The 21301-nt window shown below is 64.5% G+C and carries 11 protein-coding genes; 2 read left to right on the top strand and 9 right to left on the bottom strand.

Annotated elements, in window-relative coordinates; translation table 11 throughout:
- Positions 1–46: 46 nt before the first annotated feature.
- The 7 genes from OU995_RS26795 to OU995_RS26765 form a co-directional block, all read right to left on the bottom strand.
- Positions 47–1420, bottom strand: a complete 1374-nt coding sequence (locus OU995_RS26795; RefSeq protein WP_267833203.1) for an amino acid adenylation protein — start codon at positions 1418–1420, stop codon at positions 47–49.
- On the bottom strand, positions 1417–2628 hold the full coding sequence (locus tag OU995_RS26790; protein WP_267833202.1) for a MupA/Atu3671 family FMN-dependent luciferase-like monooxygenase: 1212 nt from the start codon (positions 2626–2628) through the stop codon (positions 1417–1419). The genes OU995_RS26795 and OU995_RS26790 overlap by 4 nt, the downstream gene beginning before the upstream one ends.
- Positions 2629–2668: 40 nt before the next feature.
- Positions 2669–6673, bottom strand: a complete 4005-nt coding sequence (locus OU995_RS26785; RefSeq protein ID WP_267833201.1) for a type I polyketide synthase — start codon at positions 6671–6673, stop codon at positions 2669–2671.
- Positions 6674–7256: 583 nt separating this feature from the next.
- Entirely contained in the window at positions 7257–9338 is a 2082-nt protein-coding gene (locus tag OU995_RS26780) for an autotransporter outer membrane beta-barrel domain-containing protein (protein WP_267833200.1), read from the bottom strand.
- 290 nt (positions 9339–9628) lie between these two features.
- The gene (locus OU995_RS26775) at positions 9629–10372 is read right to left on the bottom strand and encodes a sulfite exporter TauE/SafE family protein (RefSeq protein WP_267833199.1); all 744 of its coding nucleotides are present in this window, start codon (positions 10370–10372) and stop codon (positions 9629–9631) included.
- A gap of 93 nt (positions 10373–10465) precedes the next feature.
- Positions 10466–11947, bottom strand: coding sequence for an FAD/NAD(P)-binding protein (locus OU995_RS26770; protein ID WP_267833198.1), 1482 nt, complete (start codon positions 11945–11947; stop codon positions 10466–10468).
- 35 nt (positions 11948–11982) lie between these two features.
- Complete coding sequence (locus OU995_RS26765) at positions 11983–15285, bottom strand: 3-keto-5-aminohexanoate cleavage protein (RefSeq protein ID WP_267833197.1); 3303 nt, start codon at positions 15283–15285, stop codon at positions 11983–11985.
- 321 nt (positions 15286–15606) lie between these two features.
- On the opposite strand from OU995_RS26765, the gene OU995_RS26760 reads away from it, so the two are divergent.
- On the top strand, positions 15607–17355 hold the full coding sequence (locus OU995_RS26760; protein ID WP_267833196.1) for a hypothetical protein: 1749 nt from the start codon (positions 15607–15609) through the stop codon (positions 17353–17355).
- A 77-nt stretch (positions 17356–17432) separates the two neighbouring features.
- Positions 17433–18326, top strand: coding sequence for a LysR family transcriptional regulator (locus OU995_RS26755; protein ID WP_267836397.1), 894 nt, complete (start codon positions 17433–17435; stop codon positions 18324–18326).
- Between the two features lie 49 nt (positions 18327–18375).
- Here OU995_RS26755 and OU995_RS26750 read toward each other — a convergent pair whose 3' ends face one another.
- Both OU995_RS26750 and OU995_RS26745 read right to left on the bottom strand, forming a co-directional pair.
- The gene (locus OU995_RS26750) at positions 18376–20682 is read right to left on the bottom strand and encodes a xanthine dehydrogenase family protein molybdopterin-binding subunit (protein WP_267833195.1); all 2307 of its coding nucleotides are present in this window, start codon (positions 20680–20682) and stop codon (positions 18376–18378) included.
- Positions 20679–21149, bottom strand: coding sequence for a (2Fe-2S)-binding protein (locus OU995_RS26745; protein WP_267833194.1), 471 nt, complete (start codon positions 21147–21149; stop codon positions 20679–20681). Before OU995_RS26745 ends, OU995_RS26750 begins: the two co-directional genes overlap by 4 nt.
- Between the last annotated feature and the right edge of the window lie 152 nt (positions 21150–21301).

Below are 21301 nucleotides of genomic sequence, written 5' to 3'. Positions count from 1 at the left end.
GCGGAGCGTGGCGGCAAGGTCAACAGGGGCTCGTCAGGCGTCGGGGTTACGCGGGAGCGGAAATGCGGCGCTTCAACAGCGCGTCGTCAAAGCGAAGTTCGACCGCCTCGGTGTCGGTCCGTCCGTGGGTCCTGCGGAAGGCAGCGATGCGCTCCGGCGCCAGCCGGTAAGTGCCGCAATGCAGGTTGGCGGCGGTGTAGCCATACTTCACCAGCCCTGACAGGTGCACCTGGGCGTCCTCCTGGTCGACATAACCCAGCGTGGCGGGGTAGCCGTAGCGGGCCGTCAGCAGGCTGGAGAAGATGCAGCCGGTGATGTGGTGGGCATTGTCATCATCGACGGGGTATTGCAGCGCCCACTCGAATTGCTCGGGCAGGTAGATGCGGTGCCGGATCACGTCCGGTGCGCGCAATGCGCCGCCCTCGGTGAAGAGAATGTCGCCCGCCTGCTCAAAACGCTGGATGGCTGCCTCCGCGTCGAAACAATGCGGGTCGGAGTCATCGACGATGAGCGTGCCCGGCCGCAGCTTGGCCACGTCCAGCACATTGGGCGCGTTGGTGGCGCCCACCACCACACTGGCGGTGTAGACCTCGTCCGGGCATACCCGTTGAGACACCACAAAGCGAAGTTGGCCCTCAAAACCGTAGGTGTTGCGGATCTCCTGCATCAGCTGGTCGACATCGGCGCGCTTGGCATACACATCACACAGCGTCAGGCTTTTGGGGTGTTCCATCGTGGCCAGCATGAGGCGCAAGGTCGAACCGCCGATGGAGCCCAGGCCGATGAAGCTGAGGTCTTCGTCTGCGAGTCGCCGCCCGGTTTCACGCAGCAGGCGCTGCAACGCGAGCACCACCGAGGAAATGGTGGTGGCGTGGCCGGTGGTCATCTGGGGGAGTTGGGGACCATGGGTCACGGCGCGACCATAGTCCGTGGCGGAAGGAATGAGGCCGGTGAGCGACACCGCCTTGGCCCCCAGTACCGCTGCCATGTGGAGGCTTTGCTGAACCAGCCGAACGATGTCACCGCGCTGGGTATAGATCTGGCTGTAGGTGCGCGGCAGCGTCAGCGTGGCGATGCGGCCAATCGACAGGTCCCGCACATTGGTGAGCAAGGGCATATCGCCGCATACCCCATGTGTGATGTCGGTGAGGGAGTAACCATTGCCGACCACACGGTCGCTCATGCACGTAATGGAGACGGCGTCCACGGGGGCTTCCTCGGCCGCAGCAAAGAGGCTCAGCAGCGGCCGTTTGTCGAGGGAGAGCCAGTCTGCGGGGCGGCGCACGAGTTCGATCTGGCGCTGAGATGCGCCTCGGGCACGCTCACTCAGCTTGGCGAGCAGCAATTCGCGGGCATGCGGCGCCAGGCGGTCGATCTGGGTGAGGGCGCTTGGAGTGCTGGGGGCGTTGGGCGTCGTCATGCGGGTTCCGGAAAAGAGGCGTGGTGGGCGGGTGATGGGGCGTGGGCGCGGCGACGCTCGTTCGCCATGTCGGCCAGAAGGGCGAGGCTCGCGATGACGTCGTTGTCATCAATGCCGAAGTCGATCAGGCAGGCGATTTCATTCACACCCATATCGCCGAGTTCGTTGAGGAGGCCCTGGCACTTGCTCTGCGGACCCAGCAGCGAGGCCTGTTCGAAATAGCGCTCGAAGGCGAAATCAAGGAAGTCGTTCTTGTGGCTCAGGACCTGCTGCTGAATGGCCGGGTCCGCCAGCGTCCGGTATTGCTGGATGTAGTCCTCGAGGTAGGACTGCAGCGGCTCACGTGTCTTGGCCTTGGCGCGCGTTGCATCGTTGTCGATGTAGGTGTGCAGCATCACGCTCACCGTGCCGCTGTCGGCGGGCAGACCCACCTCCGCGCGTGCCCGGCGGTAGGTGGCGATGCATTGCGCCAGCGCCGTTTTTGAGGCTCCCATCATGGCCAGCACATTCGCGCCCATGCGACCCGCAGCGGCCCAACCCTCTTCGCTCTTGCAGGTGAGCCAGAATTTCAATGCGGGTTGCGTGGGGCGGGGAAAGGTGACGATAGCGGTCGGTTCGCCGTCGACACCTGGCATGCTCACCTGCTCACCACGCCACAGCTTTTGCAGCAGCTCGATGCTCGCGGCCATGGACTCGCGCCGCGTGGCGAATGCTTCCGGCCTCAGGACGAAGTCCGTCTTGTGCCAGCCCGTGGCAAAGGCGAGGCCGACACGCCCGCCGGACAGGTTGTCGACGACGGCCCAGTCCTCCGCCACCGCCAGTGGGTTGTGCAACGGCAGCACCACACTGCCTGCGCGGATCTCCAGCTGTGACGTCCGTGCGGCCAATGCTGCTCCCAACACCGCCGGGTTGGGATAGAGGCCGCCAAACTGCGAGAAGTGGCGCTCCGGTGTCCAAATGGCTTTGAAGCCGTGGGTGTCGCCGAATTCGGCACAGCGCAGCAGAAGCTCATACTTGCCCAACGATTGGCTGGCGCCATTGGCGGAGAAGAAGAACAGGGTGAAATCGATGGGCCGCCCATTGGGCACCACGGATTCGGAGGCGCTTGGTGCGACCTTGGGGGGCGCGGCTTCTCCGGCCAGGCGGGCCTTGAGCTTGGCTCGCTGGTCAGGGGTGAGCGCAGCCAATTGGCGCTTCAGTTCTGGCATCTGGGTGATCTCCCGGCGTGGGCCGAACGGATGGTGTCGATCAGGCCTTGAGCGTTGCTGCGGTGTCGGCGTGCTCGCCGCGAACCGGGACGTCGGCGCTGCCGTCTGCCGGGGCAGCCGCCATGTCGGCCAACATGCGGCGGACGTCTTCCTCCGACACATCGCCCAATTCACTCAACAAGGCCTGCAGCTCCGCGTCATCCACCGTGCCCAGCAGGCGTTGTTCGACCAGCGCGGACAACGTGTTCACGGTGGCCGAGTTCAGGAGTTCAGACAGGTGGAGGTCGCAGCCGAACTCGGTGTTGACCTGACTCACGATCTGGAGGGCCCAGAGCGAATTGCCACCGAGCTCGAAGAAGTTGTCGTCCAGGCCGATGTCGGACTTGCCCAGTACGCGGGCCCAGATTGAACGAATCGTCGAGCTGACGTCGCTCTTGGTGTCTTCCAGTTCAGTCCCGGTCACGGAGGCTTCATTCATCTTGAGGTCCTTGGATAGGTCTTCGGTGCGTGGGCAAGACGAGTCGGCGGAGGCCAACATCGACATGGCAGCCACGTAGGTGCTCCCATCGAGCGGGGCCGCACAGGTGGCCAGCAGGCGGGCCAGCGCTTCCGACGTGAGGGTGAGGCCATCCCCTTGGAGCACAAGCCAGGTCGTCTGCGTGATGCCGGCTGCGGCCAGGGCGCTGCGTGCGGTGCTGAGCCGTTGCAGTCGCTCCACCGGCGGTAGATCGGGCTCGTCCAGCAGCAGCCAGGCAGCGTCGTTGGGTATCAGTCCTTGCAGGGTGGTGGCGACCATCGAGGCAGGGCCGAAGAGCCTGACCAGGTTCAATGGTGTCGATCCTGGGGTTGGGGTCTCGGGCGCGAGCGGTGCGCCTTCGTCGGCTGGCCACCATTGCGGGGGAATTCCCGCGACCTGACTCACGCGCAGGCGTGGGGCTCCACCAAGGTGGGGGACGCGGTCCAGCAGGAGGGTGAACGGCTTGCCGTCGAGCAGGAGGAGCTTGCGCGGCAGACCCGCTTTGCCCACGATCCGGGATAACGCCTGGCGATTGGCGGGGCAGTCGAAGTCCGCCCACAGGTGGGGCACGCCTGGCGGTTCGGAGGGCGCCGGGGGGGCCAATACGGCTGCCTCGACGGGCTGGTCGGTATGGTGAGCCACCCAGTCGGCCAGCTGTGCATCGGCCACCCCCTCGACGTTGGGGATCGCGGTCATGTCCGCCGTGGGCGTGCCATTCCAGTGCAGATGCACCGAGCCAGCGGGTGGCGTCACTGTGGTAAGCGTGATCGGGCTGAGCAGGGCCCGTCGCCAGGGCGTCTGGGCCTGATGCGACTCGGACGCCGCTGCCGTTCCGGCGCCAGCCGGACGACCGGCCTCGACCCAGTGCCGATGCCTGTCGAAGGCATACCCCGGCAGGTGCGCTTGGCGATAGCCCTCACGGCGTGACATCAAGACGTCGGTATCAATGGGTATGGCGTGGGCCCAGAGCTCACCGGCAGCTCGCAGAAAGGTGCGGACGTCGGCGTGTCCGGAGGGTTCTTTCGCCGCCATCGACGGATGGGGAAGCGAAGTGACCGCATGCCAAGGCCAGCCATCCTGGCGGACCAGCGAAGACAAGGTATTTCCGGGGCCGACTTCCAGTGAAAGGTCGATGCCCTGGGCCTGAAGCGCCTCGAGACCGCCCAGAAAATTGACAGGCTGGCGAACGGCTTGTGCCCAGTAGAGCGGCGAGCAGGCCTGCTCATCGGTCAATACCGTTCCCGTGACGCTGGAGATGACCGGGATGCGGCAGGGCTGCAGGTCAATCGCGCGAGCGACTTCGGCCAGGGCCTGGGCAGCCGCGTCCATCGCTTGGGTGTGGAAGGCATGTGAGGTGTGCAGGGCTCGGGTGTGCACGCCTGCGCGGGAGAGATGCTGTTGCAGCCGCTCCACCTCGGCCGCTGGCCCGGCCGCGACACACGCTGTGCGACCGTTGACGACCGCCGTCTCGATGTGGGTGAAATCGCCGTCTCCGGAGAGATGTCGGGCCAGGGCGGTGGCGTCCAGGCTGACAGCCAGCATGGTGCCGGGGGCCGCCGCCTGCATCAGACGGCCACGTGCGCAGACGAGGCGGGCTGCGTCCTCCAGGGAGAAGATGCCCGCCACGCAGCCGGCAGCGATTTCACCCACGCTGTGACCCAGCAACACATCCGGCGTCACACCGAGCGCCTGCCAGGTACGCGCCAGGGCCACGCTGACCGCGAACAGGGCGGGCTGTGCCACCGCTGTCTGCCTGAGGGCGGCATCGTCGTTGGTGCGGATCATCGCTGCCAGGTCAATGCCGGCATGGCGCGATATCAGCGCCGAGATCTCGTCGAAGTTCTTTCGGAAGGGTTGCCAACGGGCGTACAGACCCATGGCCATGGCCCCGTGCTGCGAGCCTTGCCCGGGAAACAGGAAGGCCAGTCTGCGCCTTGTGCGCGGCGGCTCGCACAGCAGCGGGGCGGCGTGGGCCCATCGATCGGACAGCGCATCCACACTGTCCACCACGTCGAAGCGACGCCAAGGCATGTGGCTGCGGCTCTCGGCGAGCGTCACGGCGAGATCGTCCAGGCGAGTGGACGATGTCCCCTTCAAATGTGCGGCCACGGATTCGGCATTGGCCTGGACCGCTTCGCGGCTCCTGGCCGACAGCAGGCAGAGTTCGATGGTGCCCGACAGTGCGGATGCCGGAGCTGCAGGAGTGGGGGCGGGGCCTGCTTCCAGGATGGCATGCACGTTGGTGCCACCAATGCCGAAGCTGCTGACCGCCGCTCGGCGCGGGGTGCCCTGTGGCGGCCAGAGGGTCGCTTCGGTTGGAATCACGAAAGGCGAGCTGTCGAGATTCAATGCAGGGTTGGCCTTCGTGAAATTCACCAGCGGGGGGATCACACCCTCGCGGACCACCAGGGCGGCCTTGATGAGACCCGTCACACCGGCGGCCGCGCCGAGGTGACCGACATTCGCCTTGATGGACCCGAGGTGGCAATAGGCACGCCGCTCGGTATGGTTGCGATAGACCTGCGTGAGTGCGCGGATTTCGATGGGGTCGCCCAGGCGGGTGCCAGTGCCGTGCGCTTCGAGGTAGCCGATGGTGTCCGGTGAAATACCGGAGAGGCCCAGGGCTTCGGTAATGACCCGCGCCTGGCCGCCAACGCTGGGGGCGGTGTAGCCCACTTTGTCGGCACCGTCATTATTGGCAGCGCTGGCCAGGATCACGGCATGAATGCGATTGCCGTCCCGCAGGGCGTCTTCATATCGTTTCAGAGCAACGATGGCCACAGCAGAACCGTCAATGGTGCCGTCCGCATCTGCACTGAATGGACGGCACCTGCCGTCCTTGGACAAGATGCCACCCGGCACGTAAGGGATGCCGTCGGGGCCAAAAGCCGCAATGGCCGCGCCTCCCGCCAGTGCGAGGTCGCACTCATAGGACAAGAGCTGGCCGCAAGCCAAATGGACGGCGAGCAGTGAGGTGGAGCAGGCCGTATTGACGCTGATCGCAGGGCCGCCGAGATCCAGCTTGTAGGACAGTAAGGTGGCAGCTGAATCCTTGCGGTTGATCATCTGCATGTAGTCATAACCCAGCGCGTTGCCGTGCCGAGGGCTGGCCATCAGATGCTCATCGAGATAGCGGCTTTGTCGCAGCCCCACAAACGTCCCGGTGCGCAGTCGCTGGACGCGACCCAGGCCCCCCGCCTCTTCCAGCGCGTGATAGCCGGATTGCAAAAGCAGGCGCAATTGAGGGTCCAGCGCCTCGGCCTCCAGCGGGGTGAAGCCAAAGAAGCCGGCATCAAACTGGTCGAAGTGGTTCAGGAGGGGACGGCGCCGCACGAAGTCCGCGCGTTCGGCCACGGCTCTGGGGAAGCCGACAGCTTCGAGCTGGTCGACCGAGAACTCCTGACCGGCTTCATGACCGGACTTGAGAAGCTCCCAAAGCGCGTCAACCGAGTCGGCCTCCGGAAATCGGCCAGACATGGCCACCACGGCAATTTTTTGATCTGGCTGGTCTTGAAAGGAAACCGTCATCGAATCGTCACAACCGTTGTGCACACTGTCGGAAACGAGGGGGTTCGTCCTGCGCTCGGCATAGGGGCAAATGCCCGGGCTGCCTGAGCAGCCTCTGCGAGGACGATCACGTCACGAAAACGGGAGGTGCAGTCAATGCACCGTGTGCCACGATGCTGTTGTGTAGCGTCGTGGCGGTGGTCCCCGGCGTTGTTGCCGAGCGAGCGTGCACTACGTCTGGTGCTGCTTCCTTCCCTGAACGATCGATTATGGTGATCGCACAATGACTGCAAATATGTAAACAGTTTCAGTTGACGTGCAATTGAATCGCTGTTAATCGATTTGCGTGGCCGGGCAGTCTTGAGGTGGTCGCCACGGCCTCAGGTAGAAAGCTGATCCACTCAGGCAGCAAGCCCATCCATTCGAACGGCTTCGAAAGACGGACGACTCTGCATTGAATGCGGGGCGTTAATGCCTCGGTATCAATGGCTTGGGTCGCTGCGGTTGGCGATGGTCGGCCGAGGCTGTAGAGCCGACGTTGGGGCGGGCGATGACAGTGGCTGACACGACGCCTGCCACGAGGGCTGAAAGAGCCGCTCTTTCCCTACCAACGGAAGGACACGTTCACCATTCCGGACCACCCGGAGGTGGAGCCGCTGATCTTTTGATGGCCGGCTTCCAGGCTGAGGGCCAGTGCCTTGCGACGGCCCAAGCCGATGGAGGCGCCTAGCGCCTCTTCGTGGCCGGCGTGCCGCCCCACCACCGCCTGGGTACCTATCACGTCGCCGTCCTTGCTGGCATGCACCGAGGGATTCGTTCCGAAGCCCTTTAATGCCGAGGCGCGTACATACACCTGATGGGTCAGCGTGTCATTCGTGCCCATGTGCCGCAGCGTCAGGCCGGCCTTGGCCTGGCCAAACGACGTGCGGCGGGTCTCGATCAGAACCCCCGCTGTCGTGACGTCGCTGTCCTTGAACAGCACCGCGCCCACCACCGAGGCGGAAGGTTCCAGTGTCAGTCCCCGCGCCAGTTCAAACGGCTTCCCGCCTTCCAGGCTGGCGGTCGCGGCACTCATGCGGAACTTGCCGCTGCTGACGCTCTGCTCCAGGCTGGAGGCGTCGTAGACGGCGCGCACCGAGGCAGCGCCGACGCTGCCGGCGAGATAGGCGCCCGTCTTCGTCCTGACGCTGACATGTCCGTTCACCGACGTCAGATTCGCCATGCCATTCCCGCGCGCATAGGCGTCTTCCACATGGCCCTGCGTCAGGCTGACGCCAGCACGGACGGTCCCGTTGCCCACTTGTCCGACCTGCCAGTCTCCGCCCACATTGACCGCCGTGACGTTCTGACGGTATTGACGGCCACCACTGGTGTGGGTCCGGTCGTGGCTGGCCATCGGCGTGGCCCAGACATGGCGGGCTGCTTCATCGGTGCGACTGGCCGAGTTCGAGACGTTGCCCGCCGTCCAATTGGAGGTTCTCAACACGAGATTGCGCATGGCGTCCAGGGCTTCGCCGGCGGTCAGTACGACCTCGGCAGGCGAGGCGTCCGCAGCGGCTGTGGCCGGTGAGCCCGACAACACGAGTGAATCTGGCGACAACCCTTCCGAAGCGCCTGATTCCGCTGGCGTCTGACCGTCGGTATCCGTCATGGCCCAATGGCTGGCCCTGTTGGACCGGGTCTCCTGGCCGTTGAGCCCTATGCGGCCACGATCGTTCTGCAGCGCGCCGGATTGGCTGGCCGCATGCGGAATGACCGGCAGGGTGGCACCGTTGAGCGTCACGCCGGGAAGCTTGGGCCAAGGGCCCGACGAGGAGAAGAGCTTGTCGCTCCGCTGCAGCGTGTAAACCAGCCGGCCCTCAGCGTCTGTGCTGGGGGCAAAGACGCCGTCGGTCGGGCCGCTGCGAGTGACGGTGCTGGCGTACGCGGCTGCGGAGGCGTAATGCACCGGCGCCGTGGTGGCAATAGCGGCGCAGACGGACAGGGAAATGGCCGAGCGCCGCAGCTCGCGGGCGCGCAGCGGGCGCTGCCCCCGTGACGCGGATGCGCGGACCGTCATGGGCCGGCTGTTGCGAACGGCGGAGACCCGTCGACCAATGGCCGGAGGCATCTCGCGCGACACCGGCGCCGAGCGCCGAGTCATGTCGCGCTGGAAGAGGGCGTGCAACTCGGCGGGCGAGCGCCCATAAAAGACGCTCTCGTTGATGACCTGCTCCAAGGGGCCAGACGACACGCAACCGGGGCGCATCATGGCCTTGAAGCGGTCCTCGGGCATGGGGAGCGAGCGATACAGGGGGTGCCCGCCACGGACCGACAGGGCCGTGAGGGTCAGCAGGCCGCCATTCAAGCGCCGCAGGACCCAGCGGACGCGGCGCGTCAGCGAGGCGCTGACCTGCTTGACGCCGGAACGCAGGGCCACCTCGCGCGCATCGCCTTCCAGTGCGCCGGTCAGCACCAGGCAGCGGGCCAGAGAGAACCGGAGCATGACCCAGCCCGTGGCGGGCTGGTCACCATGGCCGCGGCCCGACACTTCCACCACCAGGCTGGCCGCCAGAACGGGCTGCGCACCAACGGGCAGCAGTCTGGCCCGGTGTGGGGCGACCGCTTCCGTCTTCCTGGGCGAGCGCTTGCGACCCGCTCGTCGTGAGCGGGTTGCAGGGTCGGTAAGAAGAGGGTCGGTGTTCATGACTACGCCGCGAGCGGTCGGGATAAAGAGGCTCCGCGCGACGTCTGTGGGTCCCGGAATTGGGCTCAGGCACGGAAGTTGCCCGGATGATGCCTGAGCAAGGCGTTTCACGGGCGTTTCCCTGCCGTTTGAATACAAAGGACACACTCTGTTGCGTCGCTTGAGTGCGCCTGTTCACGGTTCAGCCCCCAGCAGGTTCTCCGCGGCTCAGCGGGCCATGAAAAGCGGTGGCTTGCAGGATCAATGGAGGATCAATGGCCTGCGGGCCACATGCTGACCTGTGGCGCCCACTACCGCACCAATACAGGAATCGACGACACCAGCAACGCCACGCCTGAGCAGGTCAGCAAGGCCAGCACCAGCTGGCGAAAGCGCGCCTCGGAGATCCCGATATAGAGCTTGTTTCCCAGCAGCGTCGGCACCACCATCGCAGGCGCAACGATGGCAAACAGCGGCACCACCTCACGTGTCACGAGGCCCTGGGACAGGTAGACCGCCATGGTCACCAGGAGCGCCGACAAATTGAAATTCTGGATGATGGAGCGCTGCTCGTCTTTTGGGAGTCCACGCAGCGTGCACCAGAGGGTGGGCACCGTGCCCGTGAAGCCGCCCAACCCGCCCATCACCCCCCCAATACCGCCAATCACTGCATCAGCGAGGCGTCCGCCATGGGTGATCCGGGGCAGCCGCTGCGCCAGCAGCATCGCTGGGCACCAGATCACCAGAAAACCGCCGAGGATGGCTTTAAAGACCTGGATATTGATCGCCGGCAGGATCGCCACGCCAATCGGGATGCCGACCAGCCCACCCATCAGAAACGGGGCCAGGCGCTTCCAGTCGAATCCGCGGCGCACGGTCACGGCGGCAATGAGCTGACCTGTCAGCGCGCCGAAGACCGCCAGCGTGGCCGCAGTCTTTGGATCCAGCGACCATGCCCAGAACGACATGGCGGTGAGGCCGAATGCAAAGCCCGACAGCCCTTGAACAAAACCGGCGCAGATGGCGCCAATCACAACAACGGTGAGTTGATCCATACCTTCTCTTCTTTGAGGACGCGGCAGTTAAACCGCATCACGAAACCGCACTACCAAACCGAACATGCCACGCGGCCTGCATGAAGCCCCTGCTCATGCCAGCGCCGGGAGCCCAGCCCTGTGAATGGGGGGCGACTCGGGTTCTGCCAGCAATTGGACGGCAATCGTATCGGCATGGGACGCAAGACGCTCGATCGCGGAAACGTAAAACAGCGGGCCCTGGGTCAGCGGGCCCAGCGCATACAAATCGCGCTGACCGGTGAGCTCCATGGTGTGGGGCTGGATGCTCAACCCTCCTGCCGGGTGTTGACGAACGAACCCCTCATCAATGAGGCTTTCGAGCAGCGGGCAGTCCAGGCGAGCGAGGTTTCCCGCATGGCCCGTCGCGTCAATGACCCGATCCACGTCCAGGTCGCCTTGGGACAAATGAATCCGGAACCCCTCCACGCCCGTCGTTTTGTTAGGCGTGGTCGATTTATAGCCACGGTGAACGGTCAGGCGACCGCTCTTGAGCAGGGCGAGGAGTCGCATAGCATTCTCCCTGGGCATGGGGTGCCGATAGCTCATCCACATCCCTTGGTACTTCCGCAGGAACTTCCGCTTCTGTGTGTCGTGCAGGTCGGACCAGAAGGCATCAATCCAGTGTTTGGTGCTATCGAGCAGCATTTGCCACGGTCGCGCACCTTGTGCGGCTGCCAGCTCCAATTCAAGGCGCTTGATGGGATCGCCTTCCGAGAAGAGTCCCACGTAGTCGTGCTCCCATGCGCGCGCGCGCCGGAACCAGGCCAGAAAGTCCCGCAGGGAGCGCAGGTGAGGAGGGCGGTCCAGCCCAGGTGCATCGTCCTCCGTCGGAATGAAACCCCTGACCAGAGGAAGCCGCCCGGAGTTGGAATACATCGCAATGTGCCCCGCCCCCAATCGATCCATCAGGAGCGCCATATCCACGCCAGTCAGTTTGGTCCCCAGAATGCCGATGCGATCGCCCGGCTGAACAGCCGCTTTCAGAGCGGCAAGGTCGTGATACGGATTGGCGAAGTAACGACCGGGGGCGTCGAATGGCGTCGCCTTTCTGGGATGCCCCAGCGCGAGCACGATCTTGTCGGCCATCCATTGCTGAGGCCGACCGGACACGGTGGCTTCCACCCTGAATCCTTGGCCCTGGCGTCGCACCCGCGATACCGACGCGCTGATCGTCAAAAGCTCATGGCCAGACCGTCGGCATGCGGCCTGCAGTTCCGCCGCTATCTCGGCGAGATAGTCACCCATCTTGAGCCGTGGAACATATCTTTCTGAGGGAGCACCGGGCCCCTGGTGCGCTGGCGCGTCACCGCAGCGGAGCAACCAGGGGTCGAAGCTCAGAGGGCCGTCTTTCTCCACACCCAGCAAGGTGGACTTCATGTTCAAAAGAAATGCCTCGTCATTGGTCCTGGCCCCGTAAGGGAGACCCGGACCAAAGCGCTCCTCATCCCCGAACCAAAGGATCTTCACACGTCGACCCGGGTCCAGTCGACGGATGAGTTGCTGGACCACCAGGGTGCCGCTGCACCCGGCACCAATCACGGCAATGCTCTGCATGACACCTCCTGTGTCGACAATTCAGGAAGGGGCGCTCAGACAGCGGATCCGAGCCTGCCGATGTGATGCCGAATCAATAGATCCAGCCTGGCCGTGGGGTGCGCGGCTGCCAGTTCAGTCAGCAGCGCCAGAACCTCATCCGGCGCGCCCTCAAGGTAGCGTCGAATGGAGTGACCGTCATGAAGCCGGACCGGGTCCTCCCGCAGCAGGACATGCAGGCGGCGCAAGAGAAGCTTCCGTTTCGGCCCGCGCTGCAGCGACCAGTGCGAATCGCCATACCGGTAGGTTGCAGGCACCTGCGTCGCCATCAGTTGCGCCAGCGTTTGGCGGAGAGAAGGCGGAATCGCCACATAGTCGGGTGTTGTGGTTCCGCCGACACTTCGGATGTCGTTGTACGCGGTGATGTCTACCGTGCCGGTGCCGGATACGCCGAGTTGAACATCACATGCCGAAGCCAATGAGATCACCACGGCGCGTCCAAAGATCTCCTCCTGCTCCACGGCGGAGTAACCCAATTTCGGGAGGTCGCGCCGCATGCCGGTGTCGATCTGCTGAATGGTGGCGATGCCTGAACTGTGTGCCAGGAACCTGACGTTGCGCAGGGCCTCCAGTGCCTGAAAGCTCAGCCGGGAGGCGAGGGTTCCATCCTGATTCAACGGATGCCCGTCTTCATCACGCCGGACCAACCCGGAGGGCCATCGATCCAGCAGGTCCGGCTGCTCAACGAGCCGGGGAAGCATCAATTGCTCATAGATCAATCGGGCTGCGACCGAGAGGACGTGTTCATGGTGGGCGGTGTTCAACGCGAAGCGGTTGTTGAGCATGGCCGACTCAATCAGAGGCTGTCCATCTTCCTCCTGCCCGGTATGGGTGATGCCAATGACGTCTGGCGCAGTGCCTGGGCCGTACACCTTGTCTCTCAGGAAAGCGCCAAATGTCGACGTGAGCCCGTGCGACAGCCTGAGGCCTCCCGAATAGTGGGTGGTGGGTGTGCTGGGCAGCACCACCCAAGCCCCTCGTTCAATGGCCGTCAGCGCCGTAGCGGCATCCATGTCCCTGATTTCGCCGCCATCCGCCCATTGATGGATGGACAGCCCGGCCTGCTTGGGATCGGCCTCACTCCGGTGGCGCAGAGCGACCGCCATCTGGTTGATGGCGCCAAATAGAAGCGCCATGGTCTCGCTATACCCGGCCTCTTGTCGAATCTGCGTGTTGATCACCACCGTGCGATCGGCGTTGTACCTGCTGGAGAGGTGGGTCAGGTATTCCAGGAAGCGCAGCGACGCTCCCTTGAACTGATCTTCCTTGATGAGGTAGGCCTCGTCATGCAGTCCGCGTTCGTGCGCCAGGGCCTTCAAAGCCTGAGTCCAGTGCTGATTCGGCAGCTTGTGATCAATCAGGACCTCGCGTGCGAAGTTCAGGGCCTGAAGGCGGTAGACGTCTTCAAAGGCGCGAGCACCCTCCGCTGGGTATCGGTCGCGTTCTTCAATGAAAAGCCGGGCATACAGGCCATGTTCACGGATCAGCAGGGTGGCCTGGTCGGCGAGTCGCCTTGCCCCGTGGGGGTCCGTGTCCAGAGCAACACGGGCGCTTGCTGCGGCGAACGCCTGCGCCAGCTTCTCCTCCCGCACGAGGTAAGCGCCACGCAGATCTGCAAGCACATCGATGACCTGCTGGGCGGGGGCGCGAAACCTGCCATCACCCGCTGGTGCCAAGGGCGCGAGGCGCTGGACCACCGCACGCCACAGGGCGATGTCTGGCTGCACCATGTTCAGTTGCTCACGCGCTTCTTCTGGCGACAGCACACGTGCCCCCGCCCGTTCAATCGCGCACCTGAGCTGACGGACTTGCTCCGCCGTGGTGGCGCGTCGCACACCGCCGGGTACGCGACTGTCCTCGACATTCAGCCCATCTTCAAGACCAACCCGGATGCCGTCCAGGTCCAGCGCAATCGCCACTGGCACCAGCACCGCCTGCAGGGCGCCGGGCAGGAGGATCGAGATCTTGGCGGAGGAGAAGGCTCCTCGAATGCGCGCGACAACGGGGCGGAGACGCTCCGAAAGGAGGTGGCCGGCTTCTTCAATGGACGCCGGGTCACCATTCGCCAGCAGGCGCACCGCCTCCTTGCGTTCCTTCACAGGAATCAGGGAATCGTCATACAGCTCGCCCTGCGCTGTCACACCATGTTGATCCACACCCGCGACCAACATGAACAAGGTGGGAACGCCAGCGGCAACAAGAACATCCCGATAGGGGCCAGTGGCCGCTTCAAGAATGCTGCCGTTGAAGACTTCCACTTCGGGGCGAACACCCGTGTCTCGCCCGTGCTGCAACTGTGCCTGCAGGAATTCGGGCAGGTTGTCGTAGCCGCCTCCCGCCTGAAACACCACAGCGCCGGGGCTCAGGGAAGACATGTCCGGATACGTCGATCGCGGCCCGTAAGGTTTCAAGTGGGATCGACGGGATGGGCTGGAGGACGCGGATCCTCCCCCACGAACGCTGGTTGAAACGTTCAGGATGGCATGAGGGACGAGATCGTGAAGTCGGGGAATGATCTCGTCGTACTGCGCTTCATCAATGTGATTGCGCTGTGAACTCACCGAAATGCTGGCGCCAAAGCCTGGAAGACGAAGTTCTGTGGCGCTTCGGTCGCGGGTATGCAGGTGCAGAATGGCCGCCCCCTCTCTGACAGCCTCCACGCAGCTCTGCACAATGTCCGATGGCTCCACCGGCAAATAGGGCGAGGCCGCGAGCGTGTTTCGCCAGTAGCCAGGGCCCAGGCGCTGCCAGCCCGCATCCAGCCAGGCTTGAAGGAGGTCCGGACCAGCCGCCACGAGGTGAGCAACAAGGTCCGGTGGCAGGTAGGACTCCGGGCTTCCTTGTGTCCAGACGAGTCCATCGGTGTCGCTTGCGGACCATCCTTGCGCCGTCAGGCTCAGTACGATCGAACGTGTTCCTGGGGTCGAGGCGGCGCTGAGCAACTGAGGCGGCAGTCTGATCGGCCCGGGATGGCCTGGTTCGGCAGATCGTTGTCCAAAGAGCTGAAACCCTCCTTTGACTCTGGACCAGCCCTGCTCCAGGAGTTCCTTTCGAATGGCGTCATGCGGCCCAGCCGCGCGCAGGAGGTCGTCGCCGACGAATGCCGCTTGTCCTATACCGATGCCGCCGGATCCAATACGCTCCCAGCCCCCGCTTGTTAAAGCGTCGATGATGGACTGACGGCTGTCTGCGGACGTCAGCGATTCAATGATGACGTCTGGAATGAATTTGGGCTCGGATGGACGAACGTGTCGTGGTACAGCGCCCACCGGCGCTGCAGTGATGATGAACTCTTTCAATGTCTTCCTCCTTAGGGTCTCCTCGGGCCCGAACATCTGCGGCCGGTGCGCGAAGAGGCTGAATGGAGATTCAGCGATATGCAGTCTATGAGTCCATCACCAGTCCATCAATCGAGTTGATCGACTTTTCATATTCACGATTTCACTAAGAGAGTACCCGGTCAATTTCACAATTCATTCATTGGTGGTGCGATCCAGAAGGGTCTTGGCTTCCTGAATTGCTCGCCAATCAACGTTGCAGTGTTGGGGCCATTCATCGCCATCCTGGCTTGGGGTTGCCCCGCCTATCCCTTGCACCAGACTGCCCCTAGCATCTCAGAGATGCTGCGATTCATCCTCCCGCTGCTCATCCTGCCCTTTGTCACGTCGTCCGCCTTCGCCGACGATCAATGCGACATTCATTACCGCGTGACCCCGCAATACGACAGCAGCCCTCGGCGTCTGGATGTGGTGGTGACATTTCCCGCAGAGGGAAAACGCGAAAGCTGGTTGCGCATGCAGCCGGAGTGGGCGGGTGTCAAGGACTTCAGCGCGTTCCTGACGCCATCAACAGAACAAGGTCGTGGCGTCAAGGTGGAGGGCACACCCGAGCCCTATCGATGGAAGGTGGAGCACGCCCCTGAGGGAAGCGTCCGTGTCAGCTATCAGGTCCGTGCCGCCTTGCCAGCTCCCGACGACGAGAAGGTGCAACAGCAGGACGATTTGTACCGGACACAGATAGGCAACAACTGGTTCCAGTTCTTCGGATATGGCGTCTTTCCCAGTGTGGAGGCTTGGGATGACACCCGCAGCGGCCGGATGTGTGTCACCTTGGTCCAGCCTGCGGATCGATCCGGACCGCTGCTGGGAAGCTATTTCAATGGCACCACGCAAGCCCAGGCGGCAGCGACACTGACAGGCTCCCACGCGGTCCTGCGCCATGCCTTTTATGCGGGCGGCCCAGGATGGCGCGTGGTGCCACGGACGGTGGCCGGTGGCCCGGTCATCACCGCCAGCCGAGGCCGTCTGGGGCTGGATGACTCAAGCTTCGCCGACCGCGTCAGTGGACTCCTGGAAACGCACCGACGGTTCTGGGGCGAGGCCCAATCCCCCCAGCAGACGGTGGTTCGCACCCCCAACAACAGTGTGGCCAACTATGGCGGCACCCTCGTCCGCCAGGCGGCTGTGCTCCATGTGGGCAAGGACTTCGGACCCAACAGCGAAAGCTTCGAATTCCTGATCGGCCATGAAAACCTGCACCAATGGCTGCCCCATCGGCTGGGCGGACCGGAGACGGGCGGGGCCGAGCAGGTGGCGCGTCACTATTGGCTGTCCGAGGGGTTCACCGATTACTACGCCCATCGCCTCCTGCTGGCCGATGGCCTGTGGACCCTGGACCGTTACGCGGCGCAACTCACCCGCATGCTGCGCACCTATTGGCGGTCACCGGCGCGCCAAGCACCCGCAGACAAGATTGCGCCCCGCTTTTTCAGCGACCGCGACACCGGCAGGCAGATGTATGCCCGCGGTGAACTGCTGGCCATGGCGTGGGACCGCGAATTGCGATTGAAGGACGCTGCCGGGTTGGACGGTGTGTTGCGAAGCCTGATCCTGAGCCAGGCGGAAGCCACCCAGGCGCGACCCGCGCGCGAGCGGGTGCTGGCAGCCCTCTCGGAGCGATTGGGGCCAGGGCCCCGCCAACAGGTGCTCACCGTCATCGACGAGGGGCGCAGCTTCGATCTGGAGGAAGGTCTCGCCGGGCCTTGTTTCACGCTTGGTTGGGATGCGGTGCCGCGCTGGGTGCCGGGATTCGACGTGAAGTCCATGTCGTCACCCACGCGCCAGGCGACCGGTGTGGTGGTGGACGGTCCCGCCTATCGGGCAGGACTTCGGGACGGCATGACTCTGCAGGGTTGGTCCATCTACGGCGGGGACACTTCAAAGGAAATCCTCTTGAAGGTGAAGACCGAAGAAGGCAGCCAGGATCTGCGCTACTGGCCTGTGGACGGCAGCACGGAGCGACTGCCGACGCTCACGGTCCGCGCAGGCGCCAAGATTGACACTGCCTGCCTCGGATGGATTCGTCGCTGACCTGAGTCGCGTGCCGCCTGTTCGGTCCGCCCTCGGCCATGAAAGAATCGAGCCGTCCCCATGAGCCCCATTCATCGCTGATGCGCGAGAACCTCCAAGATCTGCTCTACCTGATTGCCGTCGCCCGCGAGCGGAGCTTCACCCGTGCTGCGGCCAAGCTGGGCATTTCCCAATCCGCGCTGAGCCATGCCATGAAGAGCCTGGAGACGCGCATGGGCGTGCGGCTGCTCACGCGCACCACCCGCAGCGTCGCGCCTACCGAAGCGGGTGAGCGCTTGATCAGCACGGTCGGCCCGCGTTTTGAGGAAATTGAGCAAGAGATGCGGGCCGTCGGTGAGCTGCGTGACAAACCGGCGGGAACCATCCGCATCACCGCCATCGATTTCGCCATCGACCACTACATCTGGCCGCGTCTCTCCCCCATCCTGCCGCAGTACCCGGACCTGAAGGTCGAGTTGATCGTGGACTATGGGCTGGCAGACATCGTGGCGGACCGCTTTGACATCGGGGTGCGCCACGGTGACCAGGTGGAGAAGGACATGGTGGCCGTGCGCATCAGTCCGGACATCCGCATGTGCATCGTCGCCCGTCCAGACTATTTCCAGGGCCGCGAGGTCCCGCGTACCCCGCAGGACCTGCTGACGCATGACTGCATCACGCTGCGGCTCACCTCCAGCGGTGGCATCTACGCCTGGGAACTGAGTGATGGCCAGCGGGATCTCCAGGCGCGGGTGGAGGGCCGATGCGTCTTCAACGGCGTCTACCAGATGATCAACGCCGCCCTCGGCGGCGCCGGACTCGCTTTTGTGCCGCTGGAACTGGTGCAGCACCATGTGGACAACGGGACACTGGTGAGCGTGATGGAGCACTGGTGCCCCACCTTTCCGGGCCTGCACGCCTACTATCCCAGCCGACGTGCATCGTCCCGGGCGATGACCGTGGTGGTGGACGCGCTGCGGTATCGGAGTTAGCGGTCCTTAACTGCAGCGGCCCGAAACCACAGCCGCCCGGTCTGCCGGATCAAGCCGGCTGGCGGCTCAACTGATCGCGCAGCGGCAGCGAGCGGATGCGCTTGCCGGTGGCCGCGAAGATGGCATTGGTCAGCGCTGGCGCCACCGGGGGCACCGGCGGCTCACCCACGCCGCCGGGCGGCAGGCTGGGATCACCACCCACCAGGTGGGTGCGGATGATCTTGGGGGCCTGGGCGTGGCGGAGCACTTCATAGTCGTGATAGTTGCTCTGCTGCACCCGGCCCTTCTCAAAGGTGATCTCACCGGTCATCGCCAATGAGAGGCCCATGATGGCACCCCCCTCCATCTGCGCACGGATGCGTTCCGGATTGACCTGCGGGCCGCAGTCCAGCGCCATGTCCACCGACACCACCGTCAGCTCGCCCTTGGCGTCCACGGCCACTTCCACCACGGTTGCGGTGTAGGTGACAAAGCTGTAGGCAAAGGCCAGCCCCAGCCCATGGCCCTTGGGCAGCTTGCGGCCCCAGCGTGCCCCCCGGGCAGCGGCCTGGATGACCGCCCGCATACGGGCAATGTCGATCGGATAGTCGAGCGGCGATTCGCTGTAGTTGAAGCTGTCGTTCAGCGTGGTGGGATCGATCTTGCGATCCGGCCCCAGCAGTGCCAGGGCGTACTGCAGGGGATCCTGCTTCGCCGCATGGGCCAGCTCATTCACAAAGCTCTGCGTGGCAAACACATGCGGAATGTTGGCCACCGAGCGGAACCAGCCGATGCGGGCATGGGCGGGCACCTCGGCCCGTTCGATGCGCACATTCGGCACCGCAAAGGGCATGTTGGTGGCGGACATGCCGGTTTCAAACGGTGCTGCCGCTTTGGCACCCGGCGCAAACAGCGACGTGATGGTGGGTGCCGCAGTGCGATGCAGCCAGGCTTCCGTCAGGCCGTTCGCTTGGACAGCGGCTTCCAGATGGTCCAGCGAGACCGCGTGGTAATAGCCGTGATGGATGTCGTCCTCGCGAGTCCAGACCAGTTTGACCGGCGTCCCGGCCATGGCCTGCGCCACCAGCGCCGCTTCGGTCACATAGTCCGGCTTGGACTTGCGGCCGAAACCACCGCCCAGCAGCAGCACGTTCACCTTCACCTGTTGCGGCTTCAGCTTGAGTGCGCCCGCCACGCCATCCAGCGCGGCCTGCGGGTTTTGCACCGAGGTCCAGATTTCGCAGCCCGTGGTGTTCACCAGCGCCGTCGCCACGGGGGGCTCCATGGTGGCATGGGCGAGGTGGGGCACGAAGTAGTCGGCACTGAAGCGGCGTGTGGCCGGTGCCGCCGCCAGCACCTGCACGGCATCGCCATTGTTGCGATAGACCGTGCCCGGGGATTGCACGGCCTTCTCCTGCAAGCGGCGGAACGCCACGGAGTCATAACTGCCGTTGGGGCCGTCGTCCCATTGCGGATTCAATGCGGCGCGCCCTTGGGTGGCGGCCCAGGTGTTCCGGGCCACCACGGCCAGACCCCCCAGCGGCTGGAACATCGGCGCCCCCTGGAACCCCGGAATCTCCACCACCTTGAGGACACCCGGTACCTTGAGGGCCGCTTCCGTATCGGCGCTCTTGAGCCGTCCCCCCACCACCGGCGGGCGCGCCACCACCGCGAAGACCATGCCGGGCAGGACCGCATCCATGCCGTACTGGGCCTGCCCACGGGCAATGGCGGCCTGATCGATGCCGGTCGTCTTGCCCTTGCCGATGTAGCGCCAATCCTGCGGGCGCTTGAGCTTCAGCTGCTCGCTGACGGGCACCGGCTGCTGTGCTGCCGTTGCGGCCAGTTCACCAAAACCGAGCCGACGGCCGCTGGGCACATGCAGCACTTCATGCTGCACGGCCTTCACTTCGCTCACCGGTACCGCCCACTGGGCGGCAGCCGCCGCTTCCAGCATCTGGCGGGCGGCGGCGCCCACGCGGCGCATGGGCGCAAAGAAGTGGCGCACGCTACGGGAGCCGTCTACATTCTGGTTGCCATAACGGGCTTCATCCGCCGGGGCCTGGACCACGGTGACGCGGTCCCAGCGGGCTTCCATCTCGTCGGCCACCACCATCGGCAGGCTGGTGCGAACGCCGGTGCCCATTTCAGCGCGGTGGGCGATGAGGGTCACGGTGCCGTCGGCTGCAATGCTCACAAAGACCGACGGCTGGTCCACCGTGCCGCCCGGCATGGAGTCCGCGCCGAATTTCTGCGGGGCGGCGGCTTGCGCCCCGGCGTCCAGGCCGATGCCCAGTAAAAAGGGGGTGGCGGACAGTTGCAGCAGTTGGCGGCGGCGCAGGCCGGTGTCGGCCAGATCCTTGTCGAAGGTCGTCATGCCTTCTCTCCTGCAAGACGGCGCGAGGCCAGCTGGATGGCCGCGCGGATGCGCGGGTAGGTACCGCAGCGGCAGATGTTGCCGCTCATGGCGTCGTCGATCTGGCGGTCCGTCGGTTTGGGGCGCTCCTTCAGGAGCGCCACCGCGCTCATGATCTGGCCGGCCTGGCAGTAGCCGCATTGCGCCACATTCAGGTCCACCCAGGCCTGCTGCACCACGCGGCCGACCTTGTCGTTGTCCATGTGCTCGATGGTGTGCACCGTCTGGCCGACGGTGGACCCCACCGGCGTCAGGCAGGCGCGTGTGGCCTGGCCGTTGATGTGAACGGTGCAGGCACCACACAGCGCCATGCCGCATCCGAATTTGGTGCCGGTGAGCCGGAACTCATCGCGTAGCACCCACAGCAGCGGGGTTTCGTCCGGCACGCTCGTGCTGAGCGGCTGGTCGTTGATCTTGAGTGTCGTCATGGTGGGCCAGGAGGCAGTGAACGGCGGTCCCGCACCCTACGCGCTGGGCCGCCTTCTGACTAGACGGCGTACCTTGAATGGGCTCATGAAACCGATTCATGAATCGGCATGGATACCCATGCGGGCCATCCATCTGGCGCCCAGTAGGGCGC

This window comes from Roseateles sp. SL47, from assembly GCF_026625885.1.
Lineage (GTDB): Bacteria > Pseudomonadota > Gammaproteobacteria > Burkholderiales > Burkholderiaceae_C > Roseateles.
The sequence above is the reverse complement of the archived record's forward strand: the minus strand, read 5'-3'. Positions and strand labels throughout refer to the sequence as shown.

What these genes read in the sequence shown, in the direction of transcription:
- OU995_RS26785 (WP_267833201.1), bottom strand. Translation starts at nt 6,673, where the DNA reads ATGACGGTTTCCTTTCAAGACCAGCCAGATCAAAAAATTGCCGTGGTG.
- OU995_RS26790 (WP_267833202.1), bottom strand. Translation starts at nt 2,628, where the DNA reads ATGCCAGAACTGAAGCGCCAATTGGCTGCGCTCACCCCTGACCAGCGA.
- OU995_RS26770 (WP_267833198.1), bottom strand. Translation starts at nt 11,947, where the DNA reads ATGCAGAGCATTGCCGTGATTGGTGCCGGGTGCAGCGGCACCCTGGTG.
- OU995_RS26780 (WP_267833200.1), bottom strand. Translation starts at nt 9,338, where the DNA reads ATGAACACCGACCCTCTTCTTACCGACCCTGCAACCCGCTCACGACGA.
- OU995_RS26750 (WP_267833195.1), bottom strand. Translation starts at nt 20,682, where the DNA reads ATGACGACCTTCGACAAGGATCTGGCCGACACCGGCCTGCGCCGCCGC.
- OU995_RS26745 (WP_267833194.1), bottom strand. Translation starts at nt 21,149, where the DNA reads ATGACGACACTCAAGATCAACGACCAGCCGCTCAGCACGAGCGTGCCG.
- OU995_RS26775 (WP_267833199.1), bottom strand. Translation starts at nt 10,372, where the DNA reads ATGGATCAACTCACCGTTGTTGTGATTGGCGCCATCTGCGCCGGTTTT.
- OU995_RS26795 (WP_267833203.1), bottom strand. Translation starts at nt 1,420, where the DNA reads ATGACGACGCCCAACGCCCCCAGCACTCCAAGCGCCCTCACCCAGATC.
- OU995_RS26760 (WP_267833196.1), top strand. Translation starts at nt 15,607, where the DNA reads ATGCTGCGATTCATCCTCCCGCTGCTCATCCTGCCCTTTGTCACGTCG.